The 15,324-nt window shown below is 53.6% G+C and carries 18 protein-coding genes and 3 tRNA genes; 9 read left to right on the forward strand and 12 right to left on the reverse strand.

All coding sequences use genetic code 11. The annotated features are described in order from the left end of the window. Positions 1 to 41: 41 nt before the first annotated feature. The 4 genes from pgsA (at position 42) to ACDO57_RS02900 (ending at position 1,036) form a co-directional block, all read left to right on the forward strand. Entirely contained in the window at positions 42 to 590 is a 549-nt protein-coding gene (pgsA, locus tag ACDO57_RS02885) for a CDP-diacylglycerol--glycerol-3-phosphate 3-phosphatidyltransferase (RefSeq protein ID WP_023336158.1), read from the forward strand. 152 nt (positions 591 to 742) lie between these two features. Next, positions 743 to 818: transfer RNA gene (locus tag ACDO57_RS02890), tRNA-Gly, on the forward strand. 46 nt (positions 819 to 864) lie between these two features. Then, positions 865 to 938 (forward strand) — tRNA-Cys (locus ACDO57_RS02895). Between the two features lie 11 nt (positions 939 to 949). Beyond that, a tRNA-Leu gene (locus ACDO57_RS02900) sits at positions 950 to 1,036 on the forward strand. Positions 1,037 to 1,531: 495 nt separating this feature from the next. Here the strand turns inward: ACDO57_RS02900 and ACDO57_RS02905 are convergent. Beyond that, a complete protein-coding gene (locus ACDO57_RS02905; protein WP_370883503.1) occupies positions 1,532 to 1,987 on the reverse strand; it encodes a hypothetical protein in 456 nt (151 codons plus the stop codon). Positions 1,988 to 2,538: 551 nt separating this feature from the next. Here ACDO57_RS02905 and ACDO57_RS02910 point away from each other — a divergent pair. Beyond that, positions 2,539 to 3,216 (forward strand): DUF2076 domain-containing protein, encoded by a 678-nt coding sequence (locus ACDO57_RS02910; protein ID WP_370883504.1) that lies wholly within the window; start codon positions 2,539 to 2,541, stop codon positions 3,214 to 3,216. 118 nt (positions 3,217 to 3,334) lie between these two features. Here ACDO57_RS02910 and ACDO57_RS02915 read toward each other — a convergent pair whose 3' ends face one another. The 6 genes from ACDO57_RS02915 to ACDO57_RS02940 form a co-directional block, all read right to left on the reverse strand. Continuing rightward, positions 3,335 to 3,493: a hypothetical protein gene (locus ACDO57_RS02915; RefSeq protein ID WP_153257553.1), complete on the reverse strand. Its 159-nt coding sequence runs from the start codon at positions 3,491 to 3,493 to the stop codon at positions 3,335 to 3,337. Between the two features lies 1 nt (position 3,494). Further along, on the reverse strand, positions 3,495 to 4,211 hold the full coding sequence (locus tag ACDO57_RS02920; RefSeq protein ID WP_032646253.1) for an ABC transporter ATP-binding protein: 717 nt from the start codon (positions 4,209 to 4,211) through the stop codon (positions 3,495 to 3,497). Then, positions 4,208 to 5,083: an ABC transporter ATP-binding protein gene (locus ACDO57_RS02925; protein WP_267215022.1), complete on the reverse strand. Its 876-nt coding sequence runs from the start codon at positions 5,081 to 5,083 to the stop codon at positions 4,208 to 4,210. Before ACDO57_RS02925 ends, ACDO57_RS02920 begins: the two co-directional genes overlap by 4 nt. Continuing rightward, positions 5,080 to 6,354, reverse strand: a complete 1,275-nt coding sequence (gene livM / locus ACDO57_RS02930) for a high-affinity branched-chain amino acid ABC transporter permease LivM (protein ID WP_024909780.1) — start codon at positions 6,352 to 6,354, stop codon at positions 5,080 to 5,082. The genes ACDO57_RS02925 and livM overlap by 4 nt, the downstream gene beginning before the upstream one ends. A gap of 11 nt (positions 6,355 to 6,365) precedes the next feature. Then, a complete protein-coding gene (locus tag ACDO57_RS02935; RefSeq protein WP_032646250.1) occupies positions 6,366 to 7,280 on the reverse strand; it encodes a branched-chain amino acid ABC transporter permease in 915 nt (304 codons plus the stop codon). 99 nt (positions 7,281 to 7,379) lie between these two features. Continuing rightward, a complete protein-coding gene (locus tag ACDO57_RS02940; RefSeq protein WP_023312277.1) occupies positions 7,380 to 8,501 on the reverse strand; it encodes a branched-chain amino acid ABC transporter substrate-binding protein in 1,122 nt (373 codons plus the stop codon). 425 nt (positions 8,502 to 8,926) lie between these two features. Here ACDO57_RS02940 and ACDO57_RS02945 point away from each other — a divergent pair, with 425 nt between their 5' ends. Continuing rightward, entirely contained in the window at positions 8,927 to 9,595 is a 669-nt protein-coding gene (locus ACDO57_RS02945; RefSeq protein WP_032646248.1) for a YecA family protein, read from the forward strand. Between the two features lie 34 nt (positions 9,596 to 9,629). Here ACDO57_RS02945 and tyrP read toward each other — a convergent pair whose 3' ends face one another. Then, the gene (tyrP, locus tag ACDO57_RS02950; RefSeq protein WP_024909783.1) at positions 9,630 to 10,841 is read right to left on the reverse strand and encodes a tyrosine transporter TyrP; all 1,212 of its coding nucleotides are present in this window, start codon (positions 10,839 to 10,841) and stop codon (positions 9,630 to 9,632) included. 216 nt (positions 10,842 to 11,057) lie between these two features. Between tyrP and ACDO57_RS02955 the strand changes: the two genes are divergently transcribed. Then, a complete protein-coding gene (locus tag ACDO57_RS02955; protein ID WP_032646247.1) occupies positions 11,058 to 11,399 on the forward strand; it encodes a hypothetical protein in 342 nt (113 codons plus the stop codon). 36 nt (positions 11,400 to 11,435) lie between these two features. Here ACDO57_RS02955 and ftnA read toward each other — a convergent pair whose 3' ends face one another. Both ftnA and yecR read right to left on the reverse strand, forming a co-directional pair. Continuing rightward, the gene (ftnA, locus tag ACDO57_RS02960) at positions 11,436 to 11,933 is read right to left on the reverse strand and encodes a non-heme ferritin (protein WP_014884366.1); all 498 of its coding nucleotides are present in this window, start codon (positions 11,931 to 11,933) and stop codon (positions 11,436 to 11,438) included. 204 nt (positions 11,934 to 12,137) lie between these two features. Beyond that, entirely contained in the window at positions 12,138 to 12,476 is a 339-nt protein-coding gene (gene yecR / locus ACDO57_RS02965; RefSeq protein WP_024909785.1) for a YecR family lipoprotein, read from the reverse strand. A gap of 234 nt (positions 12,477 to 12,710) precedes the next feature. Here yecR and azuC point away from each other — a divergent pair, with 234 nt between their 5' ends. Beyond that, positions 12,711 to 12,794 (forward strand): stress response protein AzuC, encoded by an 84-nt coding sequence (gene azuC / locus ACDO57_RS02970; protein ID WP_014884364.1) that lies wholly within the window; start codon positions 12,711 to 12,713, stop codon positions 12,792 to 12,794. 107 nt (positions 12,795 to 12,901) lie between these two features. After that, positions 12,902 to 13,153 carry a DUF2766 family protein gene (locus ACDO57_RS02975; RefSeq protein ID WP_008500405.1) on the forward strand — a complete coding sequence of 84 codons (252 nt, stop codon included), beginning with the start codon at positions 12,902 to 12,904 and terminating at the stop codon, positions 13,151 to 13,153. A 42-nt stretch (positions 13,154 to 13,195) separates the two neighbouring features. Here ACDO57_RS02975 and ACDO57_RS02980 read toward each other — a convergent pair whose 3' ends face one another. Then, positions 13,196 to 14,539 (reverse strand): anaerobic C4-dicarboxylate transporter, encoded by a 1,344-nt coding sequence (locus ACDO57_RS02980; RefSeq protein WP_023336144.1) that lies wholly within the window; start codon positions 14,537 to 14,539, stop codon positions 13,196 to 13,198. Between the two features lie 157 nt (positions 14,540 to 14,696). Continuing rightward, positions 14,697 to 15,200, reverse strand: a complete 504-nt coding sequence (locus ACDO57_RS02985) for a non-heme ferritin-like protein (RefSeq protein WP_024909786.1) — start codon at positions 15,198 to 15,200, stop codon at positions 14,697 to 14,699. Between the last annotated feature and the right edge of the window lie 124 nt (positions 15,201 to 15,324).

Consider the following 15,324-nt stretch of genomic DNA (forward strand, 5'->3'; position numbering starts at 1 on the left):
ATAGAGCTAAATTTTACTGACAACAAATAGTTACCGTCACTATGCAATATAATATCCCTACGTTGCTCACTCTTTTTCGTGTTGTACTCATCCCGTTCTTTGTGCTGGCGTTTTACCTGCCGGTTGTCTGGGCACCTTTTGCCTGTGCATTGCTCTTCCTGATCGCAGCGGTAACAGACTGGTTTGATGGCTATCTGGCGCGCCGCTGGAATCAAAGCACCCGTTTCGGTGCCTTCCTCGATCCGGTGGCGGACAAAGTGATGGTCGCTATCGCCATGGTGCTGGTGGCCGAGCACTATCATACCTGGTGGGTAACGCTGCCTGCGGCAACCATGATCGGCCGCGAGATCATCATCTCTGCACTGCGCGAGTGGATGGCGGAGCTGGGGAAACGCAGCAGCGTAGCGGTCTCGTGGATAGGTAAAGTCAAAACGACGGCGCAGATGGCCGCGCTGGTCTGGATGCTCTGGCGTCCGAACGCCTGGGTTGAGTGGGCGGGGATTGGCCTCCTGTGGGTGGCGGCAGTGCTGACGCTGTGGTCCATGCTGCAATATTTGAACGCTGCGCGCGGGGATTTGCTTGATCAGTGATCGTTTCGCCGTAAATTTCAGCAAACGATCCGGGGATGTAAAAAATAACGTTGACTCATAACGTCATATCAGTAGAATGCAACGCATCGAACGGCGGCACAGCCAGCCGGACGATAATGAAATCAAGTGGTTAGACAGTTACTTGATGACATGCGGGAATAGCTCAGTTGGTAGAGCACGACCTTGCCAAGGTCGGGGTCGCGAGTTCGAGTCTCGTTTCCCGCTCCAGATTAAAGACATGCGCAGTAGCGGGTGTCAGCTTTAAAGATTTAACGGCGCGTTAGCAAAGCGGTTATGTAGCGGATTGCAAATCCGTCTAGTCCGGTTCGACTCCGGAACGCGCCTCCACTTTCTTCCCTGGCCGGATGGTGGAATCGGTAGACACAAGGGATTTAAAATCCCTCGGCGTTCGCGCTGTGTGGGTTCAAGTCCCACTCCGGCTACCATGGGAATACTAGAATAAAATCAATGATAAGCAGTGTCGTATAAACCACCGAAAGGTGGTTTTTTATTGCCTGTCTTTCGCCATTCAACTTCGCCACAAGAAGAGGGCACTACTGCCCAGCGACCATCACTCAAATGTGGACCACGCGAAAAGTTGCGGTTGATATCATCCTATTTGATGCCTTTCCGTCATTCTTTTATGACAGTAAGACGTTAAGCCTAAGTCTTTAACATCAAGCCCACCAATCGGTGGGCTTTTTGATGGAGTATGAGCAATTGAGGTCTTCAACGTTCGTCAAAAACCTTGAGTATCGCGATTCGGTATATAAAGTAACCAAGGACAATGAGAGCACCAGACGCTGCACCCCAGATAAAACGGGATTCGTCTTTTGAAAATGAAAAGAAATAAATACAGAACAATAGGCCCGCAGAAGCAATTCCCATTCCCAACCCGCGCAAAATTCGGGATGCTATTAACTTGATAATGTCCTGAGTGTTCATAACCCACCAAAAAAGTATTTACATACTTCGTTAAATTCATGCTTGTCTACATCTGCAACGCTGCATGCGTCAAGAAAAGGTTTCAATTTTTCTTCAACAAGAAAATACAGAAGATCTAAATCACCCATACTCTTAAGTCGGTAGTAGAGTACAGGGTTCTGGTTTTCAAGCTTTCTAGCCGTATAGATAGCTCTCGATGTTTCTGCGCCAATCGTGAGAGCGCTTCCGATGACCACGCCAGGGGCGAACGAGGTCATAATGCGTGACGATACGGCAGCATCTAGTTTTACTCCGGTTAGCTCCGCGAATATGAATTTACCAACCATTACGCCGGTAAAATTTTGTGTAATCCCCTGAATATTATCCATGTTAACTTTTGACATGAACTCTCTGATAACAGCGTTAACTATTTTTTGAGTTTCCTGATTAACCGATATTCCTCGTTTGAACATGTTCGCCATCCTCACACGATGATCAAAATTAGCATGGCGATGAGCCGTGTCTATGAAGTCATAACCGAGGTAATACATGCTAACCGGAAAAGAGAGCATTCCCTGCGCTACAGAAACCTGGAAGCCGGAATCGCCAGCATCCAGACTCTTCAGTCAGGATTTCGCGCTGTCCATTTCTAACCTTCCTTATAGTTTTAAAATCCCTCGGCGTTCGCGCTGTGTGGGTTCAAGTCCCACTCCGGCTACCATGGGAAAACAAAGAATAATCAAAGCAATAAGCAGTGTCGTGAAACCACCGAAAGGTGGTTTTTTTGTGCCTCCAGTTTAGCGCGAAGTGAGCGTATCTCATCGTCATCACGATCGTGCTGTGCCCGAGAATTTGCTGCCATACCAGAACGTTAAGCCTAATTCTCTAATATCAAGCCCGGAAAGCAGGGCGATTTTCAGCTAACCTGCAACCAATCTTAAACAAACATTTCACTCCCCAGACACAGATTTCCGCCGCTGATAAACTGGTGGGTATCCACCCTGGAGAGCGGAAGGTTATTGTCATGCAATATGAAGAACAGCAGCTTATCAACGGCCTTTTCGAGCGTCTGAAACAGGCCGGACAACAAAACAGCCAGCGGGACGCAGATGCAGAGCATCAGATCGCTGAATTCGTCAGGCAGCAGCCTGCGGCCCCCTACTATATGGCGCAATCGATTTTGATTCAGGAAGCGGCGCTGAAACGCCTGCAGGCACGGGTTCAGGAGCTTGAAAGCGAATTAGCCGCGCAAAAAAGCAAACCCTCGACGGGCGGCAGTTTCCTCGGCGGCCTGTTTGGTGGTGGGAAAAGTAACCCGCAGCCTGACAACAGCTGGAATGCCCAGCCGCAACAGCCACCGGCGCAGGATTACTCACGGGCGCCAGCGCCGGCTACTCGCGGCGGCGGTTTTATGGCTGGCGCGCTCCAGACAGCCGCTGGCGTGGCCGGTGGCATCGCGCTGGCCGAGATGCTTACCAGCATGTTCCATCAGTCGCGGCCGGAAGAGATCGTGAACATTATCGAAGAACCGACAATGCCCGTCGGTGGTGAACCGTTTGTCGGTAATCAATACGGCGACGTTAATAACGTCTCTGACACCCGTTTCCTCAACCAGAACGATCCGTTCGGCAATAATAACGACACCTGGCAGAACGACGATGTAGATGACGACTACAGCAATGACGACGACAGTTTTATTTAACGACGTTATCGTGAAACCACAGAAATGAAGTGAACCCCGAAAGTTGGACATCCAACTTTCGGGGTTTTGCGTTTCCGAGTCAAAAAAGCCTTCGAGGCTAAGCCTGAAGACTCATAATTCACATTCTTTTTGCTGCTTTTCTTACTAACAAACCTGTCAGAATTGCCGGAAGCAATCCAAACAAAGAGGCGATATCGACTAACGTATCCTCCAGTGCTTCTATCCCGTATGTGCCGAAATGATCCATCACGGCATAAGCCCATTCGGCAGGTGTCAAATCACACCCCGCCCAAATACGCCTTCCTCACCTCCTGATTCCCCAGCAGCTCCTCACCGCTGCCGCTCAGCCGGATCTGCCCGTTCACCATCACATACCCCCGGTCAGACAGCTTCAATGCGTGGTGCGCATTCTGCTCCACCAGAAAAATGGTCATGCCACTGCGGGCCAGCTCGCGCAGCGTCTGGAAGATCTGCTTCACCACAATCGGGGCTAAGCCCAGGCTCGGTTCATCCAGCAGCAGCAGCTTCGGACGGCTCATCAGCGCCCGGGCGATCGCCAGCATCTGCTGTTCCCCGCCGGACATGGTCATCGCGCGCTGTTTACGCCGCTCTTTAAGACGAGGGAAAAGGTCAAACATGGTTTGCATATCTTCAGCGGCAAACTGGCTGCCGATGGGAATGGTCCCCATCAGCAGGTTCTCTTCAACGGTCATATCCGGGAAGATTCGTCTGCCTTCCGGCGCCTGAGCAATGCCGCCGGACGCAACGTAGTGGGTGGATTTATGGCTGATATCTTCACCACCGAAAAGGATCTGTCCGTTGCGGATACGAGGCTGACCAAAGATGGACATCAGCAATGTCGATTTACCCGCGCCGTTTGCGCCAATCAGCGCCACGGTTTCCCCCTTATTCACCTCAAGAGAGACCTGCTTCAGCGCCTGAATGACGCCGTAAAACACATCCACCTCGCGAAAAGCCAGCAGCGGTTCGCTCATAGGGATACCTCGCTTTCGTCCGTGCCCAGATAGGCGGCAATGACCTTTTCGTCATGCTGGATCTGCTCGGGTTTTCCTCTGGCAATCACATCGCCGTGGTCGAGCACGATAATGTCGTCCGAAATCTCCATCACCATCCCCATATCATGCTCAATCAGTAATACCGTGATGTCATGGTGATCCCGCAGAAAGCGAATAATGCTGCTCAGCTTATGCGTTTCAACCGGGTTCAGCCCTGCGGCGGGTTCATCCAGACAGATCATTTCTGGCCCGGTGCACATTGCCCGCGCAATTTCCAGACGCCGCTGCTGGCCGTACGACATCTCTCCCGCCAGGCGATTGGCGCACTCCACCAGATCCACTACTTCCAGCCAGTAGAAGGCTCTGTCCAGGGCGTCGCTTTCCGCCCGCCGGTAGGACGGCGTATTCAGGATCCCGGCGAGCAGATTGCGGTTCACCCGCATATGCTGCGCGACCAGCAGGTTTTCCACGACCGACATCTCGCGAAAAAGACGGATATTTTGAAACGTGCGCGCCAGCCCTGCGCGGTTGACCAGATGCGTTCCGCCAAACATTTTGTAGAACAGACGTTGCCCGAACTGCGCGGGGTTAATCCAGTCACCCGGCTGGAATTTTTGACCAAGGACCTGAATCACGTTGGTCGTTTTATTGCGGGTGTTAAACAAAATGTTGCCGCCGGAGGCTCTGTAGAAGCCCGTCAGGCAGTTAAACACGGTTGTTTTTCCCGCCCCGTTTGGCCCAATCAGGGCGGTAATGGAGCCGCGCTGCACGTCCAGGTTGACGTCGTTTAGCGCCTTAATCCCACCAAAGTGCATCATCAAATGTTCAACGCGTAATATCGTTTCGTTCATGGTGCGACGCCCTTACGCACGGCAAACCCGCTGCGGTTAATGCGGATCAAACCGCGTGGACGCCAGATCATCATCACCACCATCAGCATGCCAAACAGCAGGACGCGGTACTCGGCAAAACTGCGCAGCAGTTCCGGCGTGACCGTGAGCACAAAGGCGGCCAGCACCACGCCCAGCGTCGAGCCCATACCGCCCAGTACGACAATGGCGAGGATCAGTGCCGATTCAAAGAAGGTAAAGGAGGTTGGATTCACGAACCCCTGATAGGTGGCGAAGAACACCCCGGCAATGCCCGCGGTCGACGCGCCCAGCGTAAAGGCGGAAAGCTTCACCAGAACATGGTTCAACCCCATTGAGCGGCAGGCAATTTCGTCTTCACGCAGGGCTTCCCACGCCCGACCAATCGGCATGCGCGTCAGGCGGTGCTTGATGTAGAGCACCAGCATCACCACCAGAAACAGCACCGCGTAGATAAAAATAAACTTCATGTTCGGGTTGTAGGTCAGGTGGAAAAATTCGTGGAAGGGCACGCCGCCTTCTTTCGCGCGTCGTCCAAATTCCAGACCGAAAAAGGTGGGGGGAGGGGCCGACACGCCGTTGGGGCCGCCGGTGAAGGTCAGCCAGTTGTTCAGTATCAGGCGAATAATCTCCCCGAACCCGAGGGTGACGATGGCCAGATAGTCACCGTGCATGCGCAGTACCGGGAAACCGAGCAGGGCGCCTGCAGCGGCGGCCATGATTGCCGCCAGCGGCAGCATACTCCAGAAGCCTAAGCCGAGATACTGGTACCCCAGCGCCAGACCGTACGCCCCAATCGCGTAGAACGCGACATATCCCAGATCCAGCAGACCGGCCAGGCCCACGACGATGTTCAGCCCCAGACCGAGAAGCACGTAGATCAGCCCGAGAATGGCGACGGTCAGCACATATTTAGTGGCGACAAACGGAAAGCAAATCGCAAGGGTAATCACCAGAGGAATAATCCAGCGCATGCGGCTTTTGTATTCCGGTGGCCTGACATATACACCCGCGCTGTCGGCCTCGAAGCGCGCCTGGAAACGGGCCCCCGGGGCGGTACCTAAAAAGGCGCTCAACAGAAAGCGTCCGAACATGACGATGCCAACCATCCAGGCCAGTCGCTGCCCGGCGAAGTTAAAGCTGTACCCGTCCAGCACCACGCCCGCGATGGGGCCGAAGATAATCAGCGCAATCAGCCCGGAAAAAATCGCGTCCAGAATGCAGCGTTTAAGTGAAAAACCGTGTGATGTCATCATTCTCTCCCTCACACTTTGGCCACAATCGGGCGTCCAAGCAGGCCCTGAGGACGGAAAATAAGGATCATGACCAGCAGGCCGAACGAGAAGACATCTTTATAGTCCGAGTTCACCATGCCCGAGAACTGCGCTTCCGCCACGCCCAGGATAAGGCCACCGAGCATCGCGCCGGGAAGGGAGCCGATGCCGCCGAGTACTGCTGCAGTAAAGGCTTTAATGCCGATCACGAACCCGACGTAGAAATCAAAGGTGCCGTAGTTCATGGTGATCAACACCCCCGCCAGACCGGCCATCGCCGCGCCGATGACAAAGACCAGCGAAATAATCCGGTCGGTGTTAATGCCCAGAATGGAGGCCATCTTACGATCCTGCTGCACCGCGCGACACATCCGGCCCAGCCTGGTACGGTTGATTATCCAGGTGAGCACCAGCATGCCGGCAAACGAGGCAACCAGAATAAACACTTTGGTGTAGGTTATCTGCACGAACCCTTCGCCCAGATGCAGGCGAATGACGCCGTCCAGCATAGTTGGCACCCCCTGCTGGCGCGGGCCCTGGCTCAGCTGTGCGTAGTTTTGCAGGATAAGCGACATCCCGATGGCGGAGATCAGCGGCGCCAGGCGCGTGGAGTTGCGCAGCGGCTTGTAGGCGATACGCTCGATAGTCCAGCCGTACACCCCGGTGACCACAATGGTGAACACCAGCGTGCCGAGGATCAGCAGCGGGAAGGACTGCAGGCCAAAGAACGAGAGCAGCGCCAGGCCAATGGCGCAAAGATAGGCGGAAATCATATACACTTCGCCGTGGGCGAAATTGATCATCCCGATAATGCCGTACACCATGGTGTAGCCGATGGCGATCAGGCCGTAGACGGAACCCAGCGTTAAGCCATTGATTAACTGTTGCAGGAAGAATGTACTCATCTTAGCGCGCTCGTTTTATAGGCTGCGCGATCCGCGCAGCCTGATGTTTATTACGCGCCGACGGGCAGGCCCGCCGACGTTGAGCGTGACTCCGTCCCGTTACTGCACTTCCTTATATTTCCCTTTGTCGTCCCACTGGTAAACCACGTAGTCAGACACTTTCAGATCGCCTTTGCTGTCCCAGGCTTTTTTGCCCATCACCGTGTCGACGGAATTGGCCTTTAGCCACTCGCTGGCTTTGGCCGAGTCCTTGCCGCCGGTGGCCTTGAAGGCCGCGGCAATGGCCTGTACGGAGGCATAGGAGTAGAGGGTGTAACCTTCCGGCTCGAATTTACCGGCGCGGAATTTCTCGATAACCGCTTTGCCGTCCGGGATCAGGCGCGGGTCTTTACCAAAGGTCATGTAAATGCCATTGGTATACTGCGGGCCGCCCGCGGCGGTCACCATCTCCTCGTTGACGATGCAGTCCCCGGAGAAGAATTTTGCCTGTACGCCCTGCTCACGCATCTGGCGAACCAGCGGACCGGCTTCCGGGTGACAGCCACCGAAGAACACGACGTCCGGTTTTTGCGCGCCGATCTTGGTGACCAGCGCGTTAAAGTCTTTTTCACCGCGGGATAACCCCTCGTACATCACATCCTGAACCCCGCGTTTCGCCAGTGCCGCTTTGGTGGCGTCAGCCAGACCCTGACCATAGGTGTCTTTGTCGTGAATGATCACCACACGTTTGGCTTTCAGCTTGTCGATGATGAAGTCGCTGGCAACCTGACCCTGCTGGTCGTCGCGGCCGCACATGCGGAACATATCGCTCATGCCGCGTTCGGTGATCAGCGGGTTAGTTGAGCCGGGGGTAATCGCAATAATACCTGCGTCGCTATACACCTCGGAGGCGGGCATGGTGGAAGAGGAGCAGAAATGGCCGACCACGGCGTTGACCTTATCCTGGTCAACTAAACGGTTGGCGACGGCCACGGCCTGCTTGGGCTCGCAGGCATCATCTCCCTGAACCAGTTTGATTTTCTCACCGTTAATGCCGCCTGCGGCATTAATGTCTTCAGCGGCCTGCGTAGCGCCGTGCCAGTACTGATCGCCATAGGTGGCGTTCGGACCCGTGAACGGTCCGGCCACGCCAATCACAATATCTGCCCGGGCGGAAAACGCCGTCACCAGGCAACCGGCCAATACAAGAGAAAGAGGAGTTCTGATAAATTTCAGCGACATTATTATGTTCCTTAGCAAAGAGGTTTTTGCACCACGGCGTAAACCCGAACGCCCGACGGCGCAGCCAATCCGAAACACGAGCAAGAACAAAATGCACTAAACGAACAAGATACAGACGGCATCCTGCATATTACGGCGAGATTTCCCTGCGCAGGGGCGCGCGAAGAACGTTAAGCAAAAACGTTGCCAGAATGGTTAACCCATTGACGAGCATGCGACATGTTTGAGTATAGAGCGCCGCGTTATGCCGCCTTGCGGGAGGAGAAGAAATTACAGCGGAGATCACATATCGTTAACAATAAAGCCCATAAGTTGTGCAAAGCTCACGGTTTGCACGTTTTTGCAGCAATAAAGACCTAAACTTCAGCCCGGAGAGGGGTGAGATATGTGTTAGGATCGTTTCCTTTTTTGCAGGAGTATCAGCGATGACTGAAGGCCCATTGAATGAAAGCGAAATGGCGTGGCTTGAAGAGACGTTAATGTCTTACGGTCATGATGACGCGTCCGTGATTGACGTGTCCGAACTGGACGGCATGCTTACCGCAGTGCTTTCCGGTCCTGTTGTCGTTGAGCCAGATGCCTGGCTGGTGGCGGTTTGGGGTGGCGAGAAGTACATTCCGCGCTGGAAAAACGATCGTGAGATGAACCGTTTTATCGATCTCTGCTTTAAGCACATGAACGATATTGCCGAGCGTCTGAGCGAATACCCGGATCAGTTCGAACCGATGTTTGGCTATAACGACGTTGACGGTGAGAGCTATACCGTGGTGGAAGAGTGGTGCTACGGCTACATGCGCGGCGTGGCGCTGACGGACTGGTCTGCCTTGCCGGAAGCCCTGAAGGCCGATCTTGAAGTGATTGCGCTGCACGGAACGGAAGAGAACAGCGAAAAGCTGGATGAACTGTCCGAAGAGGAGTACATCGCCAGCATCGAGAGCATCCAGCCTGCGGCACTGCGTTTATATCAATACTGGGTAAACAACCCGCAGCAGCCGGAAGCGAAGAAGCCGATTGTGAACGGCACAAAGGTCGGGCGTAACGATCCGTGTCCTTGCGGCAGCGGGAAGAAGTTTAAGAGCTGCTGTTTGCACTGATAAAAAAGGGGCTGATGACAGCCCCTTTTTTTATTTAGCCCACTTCCGGCAGCATCCCGGCTGCAATCAACACCTGCACCAGAATAATCACCACCCCGCAGCCAAACACAACGCACAGCAGCGGTTTTCCGCCCGCCACGCGATACCCTTGCTGAGGATGCTGCTGACGGCTTTTCCATGCCAGCAGGGAAGGGAGGAGGAGGGCAAGGATCGACAGCGCCACTCCCGCGTAGCCCAGCGCCATCACAAATCCGCGCGGATAAAACAGCGCGAACGCCAGCGGCGGCAGGAAGGTAATTGCGCCCGTCTGTAACCGTCCGGCCGCGGTATTGCGGCGCTGGAACAGGTCGGCCAGATAATCAAACAGGCCGAGCGCCACGCCCAGGAACGAGGTTGCCAGCGCCAGGTCGGCAAACAGGTGTACCGCCAGCTCCACGTGTGGGGAGGTGACGACCTCGCGCAGTGCGAGCAGAAAACCGTTCAGGCCAGCGTGTTGCGCCATCAGCCCAATAAAGGTTGAAGAGTCAATGCTGCCCAGCGTCACCAGCTGCCAGAAAATATAGGCAATCAGCGGGATCGCGCTGCCGATAACAAAGACCCGGCGCAGTTTTCGGATATCGCCGTTCATATAGCTGACGATGCTTGGCACGCTGCCGTGGAAGCCAAATGAGGTGAAAATGACCGGGATCGCGGAGAGCGCCAGCCCTTTTTCCAGCGGCAGCGTCAGCAGGTTAACCTTGTGCACGTGCGGCGCCAGCAGCACCAGCATGACAATCAGGAAGAGAATTTTAGCGCTGAACAGAAAACGGTTAAACAGATCGACCAGCGATGTGCCCACGCAGACCACGCCGCCGCCGATGAGCGCAAAGAAGATGGCGCCCGTCGCAGGGGTAATGTCAGAGCCAAACCAGTCGTTGACGCTGGAGGCGATGAGCTCCCCGGCACCGCTGATATAGGCGGCGGTCAGGGCGTACATCAGGAACATCATGCTAAAGCCGGTTATCCACTGGCCGTAGCGTCCGAGATAGCGCGCCGCAAGCGAACCCAGACCGGTGTCGGCGGGTACGTGCTGGTAAACCTCAAGCAGCAACAGGGCGGTGTAACACATCAGCGCCCAGAGCGTTCCCAGCAGCAGCAGGGTCATGCCAAATCCCACGCCCGCGGCTGCCAGAGGCATTGCCAGCATTCCTGCGCCAATTGTCGTTCCAGCGACGATAAAAATACTTCCCAGAGTTCTGTTTTTCACGCTTTCCTCTACAACGCTTCTTAACCGCGACAAAATCTGCGGCGCAGAGTAAGGGAAAAGCCGTTACTCGTCAAATCACCGTTACAAGTGGTGTAAAAAATTATTTACGCATTAATGACCCAGGCCTGTGCCTACCTCATAAGGGCAATACTGCTGCGCGACATTCCGGCGTAACGTAAACAATAAATATAAATTATCAAATTAAGTGAGGGTCTTATGGCAGGGGAGAATCCCTTTACCGCGGCATGGAGCCGGGGAGGTAACCTGTTGTGCCATGGTCACTGGATAATCAGCTGGCAGAACCAACCCCTGAACCTTCCCGAGTCCCGCCGCGAAAAGGATATGGGCACCTGGGCAATCTATTCGGTTATTGATCCTGAAGATGAAACCTTTGCACAAGGATTACAGGAAGATGAGTGGATCATCGAGAATGTCGACTGGTTAACGGATCTGTTTTTCGAGGTGGGTATTCCGCTGGAGACGTCCAGCTACCGCTATTTTTACCAGGCCGTGAATCCCCATGACTGGCGTTGCACCAGCTGTGCGGGGTGTATGTAAATTAACGCGGTGCCGGAAGCCGGCACCGCGCTGAAATTAATTCTGCGTATCAAGAGTGGAGAGTTCTTTATCAATAAAGTAAAGACCTTCGCCGGATTTCCCGACCAGAGATAATTTATCCAGCACGGATTTAAACAGCTTCTCTTCTTCGTGTTGCTCAGCGACGTACCACTGCAGGAAATTAAAGGTTGGATAATCCTGGCTGGTCATCGCGGCATGAACCAGTTCGTTAATTTTCTGCGTGATAAGCTGCTCGTGCTCGTAGGTGGCGCGGAACAGTTCATCGAGAGAATTATACTCAGCGAACGGTGATGCCACGGTTTCAATGCGCGGCAGGCTGCCCGTATCTGTCAGATAATCAAACAGACGCTGCATGTGGGTCATCTCTTCCTGAGCGTGACGACGCAGAAACGCGGCAGCGCCCTCGAAACTGTGGTAGCTGCACCAGGCGCTCATCTGCTGGTAGAGCAGGGATGAAAAAAGCTCAAGGTTCATTTGTGCGTTGAGCTTGTCGATCATTTCAGTTTTCAGCATGGTGACGCTCCGGATTATTATTTCTGGTTCACAATGAGCGACACTATAATTTGTTATTTAATTATTTGCAAAACGTAAAATTTTTATTTTATTTATTTAAAATACGAATGGGAATAAAACGCATTGGCGATTTTTATAACTTATTAATGAGAATTATTTTTGTTCGTAATGAAATAAACTGCCAGCATGCGCTGGCAGCTTCGATTAATACCACGGATTAGTTGACTTAGGATTAACGGCGTAACCCATACATTTATACTGGATAGTCACGCTCTCGTTCAGGCACAAAGAGCCGCTGGTCAGAGTGCAGGTTTTAATGGGCTGACCATAGGCTGAGGCAGTGGCATACCCCATGCTCTGACACGCTTTTGCCGCCGTGCCGTTGTTCACATACTCATCGGAATACGCATTTTGCAGCGCAGCCTGGCCGTAGTCGAGGCGGACGATGCCGTTCGGCGCGTCGAGGCTGCTGACTTCAGCCTGGCGGTTAATAGTACATCCCGCGAGCAGCAGGATTGTGCCGGCTACAATGACTCTTTTCATGATTCGCTCTGAGTGGATGGAAATACGTTATCGTACCCGCAGATGCCCGCTGCAATGGCTGGAATAGCCGGACAATCTGCCCTCACTCTTCGCAACGGGTCCGCGGTGAGCGCTTTCAGGCCATGCTCTGATATAAATGTGATGCGCATCACAAAAGTGCTGATTTTTGTGATGGTGGTCATATTATAGGCGCGTTGATAATAAAGTTGTATAACAAGTTAATGGAGCATCATCGTGAAACTGCGCAAAATCCTGAAAAGTATGTGGGCCAATTACTGCCGCACCTTCAAAGACGTGCCGCCGGGCGCCATGTTCTGATAAAAAAACCTGCTTCGGCGGGTTTTTTTATACCTGCAGGCGATGAAGGGGAGATGCCAGGGGTGTGTTTTGCTACTATGGCGGCCTTTAAATAAGGAGAAAACCCCATGTCACAAAACCTGAGCGCCGATCAGGAACTGGTCTCTGACGTTGTCGCCTGTCAGCTGGTTATCAAACAAATCCTTGATGTTCTGGACGTGATTGCGCCGGTTGAAGTGCGCGAGAAGATGTCTACGCAGCTGAAAAACATCGATTTCGCCAGCCATCCCGCTGCCGCTGACCCGGTTACGCTTCGTGCGATCCAGAAAGCCATCGCGCTGATTGAACTGCGATTCACGCCGCAGGGTGAATCCCACTAAAACCGGGAAATGGGCGACGGCATGTGTCGCCCCTTGATGCTGTCAAAAGAACGTCTGGACCAGCAGATAGCTCGCCGCGCACGCGCAGCTTACCCCAATCAGCCCAGGCAGAATAAAGCTGTGGTTGATGATAAATTTGCCGATGCGGGTGGTGCCTGAACGGTCAAAGCCGATGCAGGCCAAATCACTTGGGTAGGTCGGCAGGACGAAATAGCCGTATGACGCAGGGAAAAAGGCGATCAGCATTTTCGGGTCGATGCCGAGCATGAGGCCCATAGGCGCAACGGCCGTCAGCGCAGCCGCCTGGCTGTTCACCAGTTTTGACACCAGAAACAGCACAATAGCATACGTCCACGGGTGGCTTTTCACGACGCCTTCCAGCGCCAGCTTTAACTCGTCGAGATGCGCCTGGAAAAAGGTATCGCTCATCCACGCCACGCCGAACACCGAGAAGATCGCGACCATACCGGCCTTAAACACCGCGCCGTTGGAAATCGCCGACGCATTGACCTTACAGGCCATTAGCATCACGGCCCCTGCAATTAACATCATCATCTGAATAACAAGGTTCATCGACAGCGCCGTCATTTTGCCTTTCAGCTCAAAGGCGGGGCGCAGCTCAGGGAACGCACCCAGCAAAACAACCACGGCAATACCGGCAAAGAAAATCCACGTGGACCAGTAGGCCTGTTTAGGGAAACGCTGATTCATTAACGTCTCTGTTCCACCGTAGATAAACTCGCGCTGCTTAGGATCTTTCAGCTTTTCCTGAAACTCCACGTCATCCGCCAAATCTTTTCCGCGGCGTAAACTCCACAGGGCAGCAATAGCTACGCCGAAAAGTGAAGCGGGAACCGACACGGCGAGAATTTCCAGGATCCCCCACGCGTGGCCGATGCCATGCTGGGCCGCCAGGATAGACACCAGCGACACCACGGCAACGGACACGGGGGAGGCGGTAATCGCCATCTGCGACGCGACCGATGCCACGGCCATAGGGCGCTCGGGGCGGATCCCTTTTTTCAGGGCGATATCCGCAATGATGGGGAACATGGTATAGACCACATGCCCGGTGCCGCACAGAAAGGTCAGCATCCAGGTGGTGAATGGAGCGAGTAGGGTGATGTGCTGTGGGTGTTTGCGCAGCAGACGTTCAGCAAACTGCATCATGACGTTGAGGCCACCCGCAGTCTGCAGCGTAGCGGCACAACCAATCACCGCGAGGATGGTCAGCATAACGTCTACCGGCGGCTTACCCGGTTGCAGACCAAAGACAAAACATAAAATAAAAAGACCAATACCGCTGATTAACCCGAGCCCCATACCGCCGAAACGCGTACCCGTCAGCAGGCAGAGGAGAATGACAACAAACTCAATGGTGATCATGATGCTCCCTCGTCAATGATTATGTAACTAAATAAATCATCACACGTTGTGTGGTTAATCATTGGGAGCCAGATCTGATTTGTTAAATTTCAGCAAAAGCAGAAGGTTGGAGACGTGAAGGGAGCCTGCTCCTCCGAATGGGAGCAGGCCAAAAAACTCAGTGGTGCTGCACCGCCACGATGTCGAGCAGATGACGGTCGGTTTGCTCAGGACATAAACCTGCCTGCTGCGCATTATGGATCTCATCCGCCAGCGTCTTCAGCAGCAGGCCATCCTGCTGCTGCTCTTTATCCATATCGCGTAAGAATCTGAGCGTCGTAATGTCCTGCTGCGCTTTGGCTTCATCGGCCAGTTTGTTGAGGGTGCTGCAGCGTTGTTCATACTCTTCAAGCGTCTTCTGAAACAGTTCTTCCAGGCAAGAGTAATTTTCATTGATCCCATCAAGGGCTTTAACGACAGGATTTGCCCCTGCGGCTTTCAGGAAGTTAAAGACACGCATCATATGGGTGACGTTACTTTGCGCCTGAGAGCGAAAGAATGTGGCAGATCCCGTGAGGCTATTCTCGGCACACCACGCACTTAAGTGAAGGTGCAGATTCGAGGCGTAGAACTCAAGGTTCATCTGCGCGTTAAGTTTTTGCATCATCGTTTGGGTAGCCATACTCATATCCTTATTGACTGTGGGACGTGATGTCCGTTGCTTAACCTGAGCGTCAGGCAAATATGAAGAAAAGAGCAGAAATACACATTCTGCCGTGACCGAAGTCGACCGAAATTCACTTCCT

This window comes from Enterobacter cloacae complex sp. 2015409, assembly GCF_041365315.1.
GTDB classification, from domain to species: Bacteria; Pseudomonadota; Gammaproteobacteria; order Enterobacterales; family Enterobacteriaceae; genus Enterobacter; species Enterobacter pseudoroggenkampii.

Excerpts from the sequence above, each read along its gene's own strand:
- pgsA (WP_023336158.1), top strand. The coding sequence starts at position 42 with ATGCAATATAATATCCCTACGTTGCTCACTCTTTTTCGTGTTGTACTC.
- ACDO57_RS02905 (WP_370883503.1), bottom strand. The coding sequence starts at position 1,987 with ATGTTCAAACGAGGAATATCGGTTAATCAGGAAACTCAAAAAATAGTT.
- ACDO57_RS02910 (WP_370883504.1), top strand. The coding sequence starts at position 2,539 with ATGCAATATGAAGAACAGCAGCTTATCAACGGCCTTTTCGAGCGTCTG.
- ACDO57_RS02920 (WP_032646253.1), bottom strand. The coding sequence starts at position 4,211 with ATGAGCGAACCGCTGCTGGCTTTTCGCGAGGTGGATGTGTTTTACGGC.
- ACDO57_RS02925 (WP_267215022.1), bottom strand. The coding sequence starts at position 5,083 with ATGAACGAAACGATATTACGCGTTGAACATTTGATGATGCACTTTGGT.
- livM (WP_024909780.1), bottom strand. The coding sequence starts at position 6,354 with ATGACATCACACGGTTTTTCACTTAAACGCTGCATTCTGGACGCGATT.
- ACDO57_RS02935 (WP_032646250.1), bottom strand. The coding sequence starts at position 7,280 with ATGAGTACATTCTTCCTGCAACAGTTAATCAATGGCTTAACGCTGGGT.
- ACDO57_RS02940 (WP_023312277.1), bottom strand. The coding sequence starts at position 8,501 with ATGTCGCTGAAATTTATCAGAACTCCTCTTTCTCTTGTATTGGCCGGT.
- ACDO57_RS02945 (WP_032646248.1), top strand. The coding sequence starts at position 8,927 with ATGACTGAAGGCCCATTGAATGAAAGCGAAATGGCGTGGCTTGAAGAG.
- ACDO57_RS02955 (WP_032646247.1), top strand. The coding sequence starts at position 11,058 with ATGGCAGGGGAGAATCCCTTTACCGCGGCATGGAGCCGGGGAGGTAAC.
- ftnA (WP_014884366.1), bottom strand. The coding sequence starts at position 11,933 with ATGCTGAAAACTGAAATGATCGACAAGCTCAACGCACAAATGAACCTT.
- yecR (WP_024909785.1), bottom strand. The coding sequence starts at position 12,476 with ATGAAAAGAGTCATTGTAGCCGGCACAATCCTGCTGCTCGCGGGATGT.
- ACDO57_RS02975 (WP_008500405.1), top strand. The coding sequence starts at position 12,902 with ATGTCACAAAACCTGAGCGCCGATCAGGAACTGGTCTCTGACGTTGTC.
- ACDO57_RS02980 (WP_023336144.1), bottom strand. The coding sequence starts at position 14,539 with ATGATCACCATTGAGTTTGTTGTCATTCTCCTCTGCCTGCTGACGGGT.
- ACDO57_RS02985 (WP_024909786.1), bottom strand. The coding sequence starts at position 15,200 with ATGGCTACCCAAACGATGATGCAAAAACTTAACGCGCAGATGAACCTT.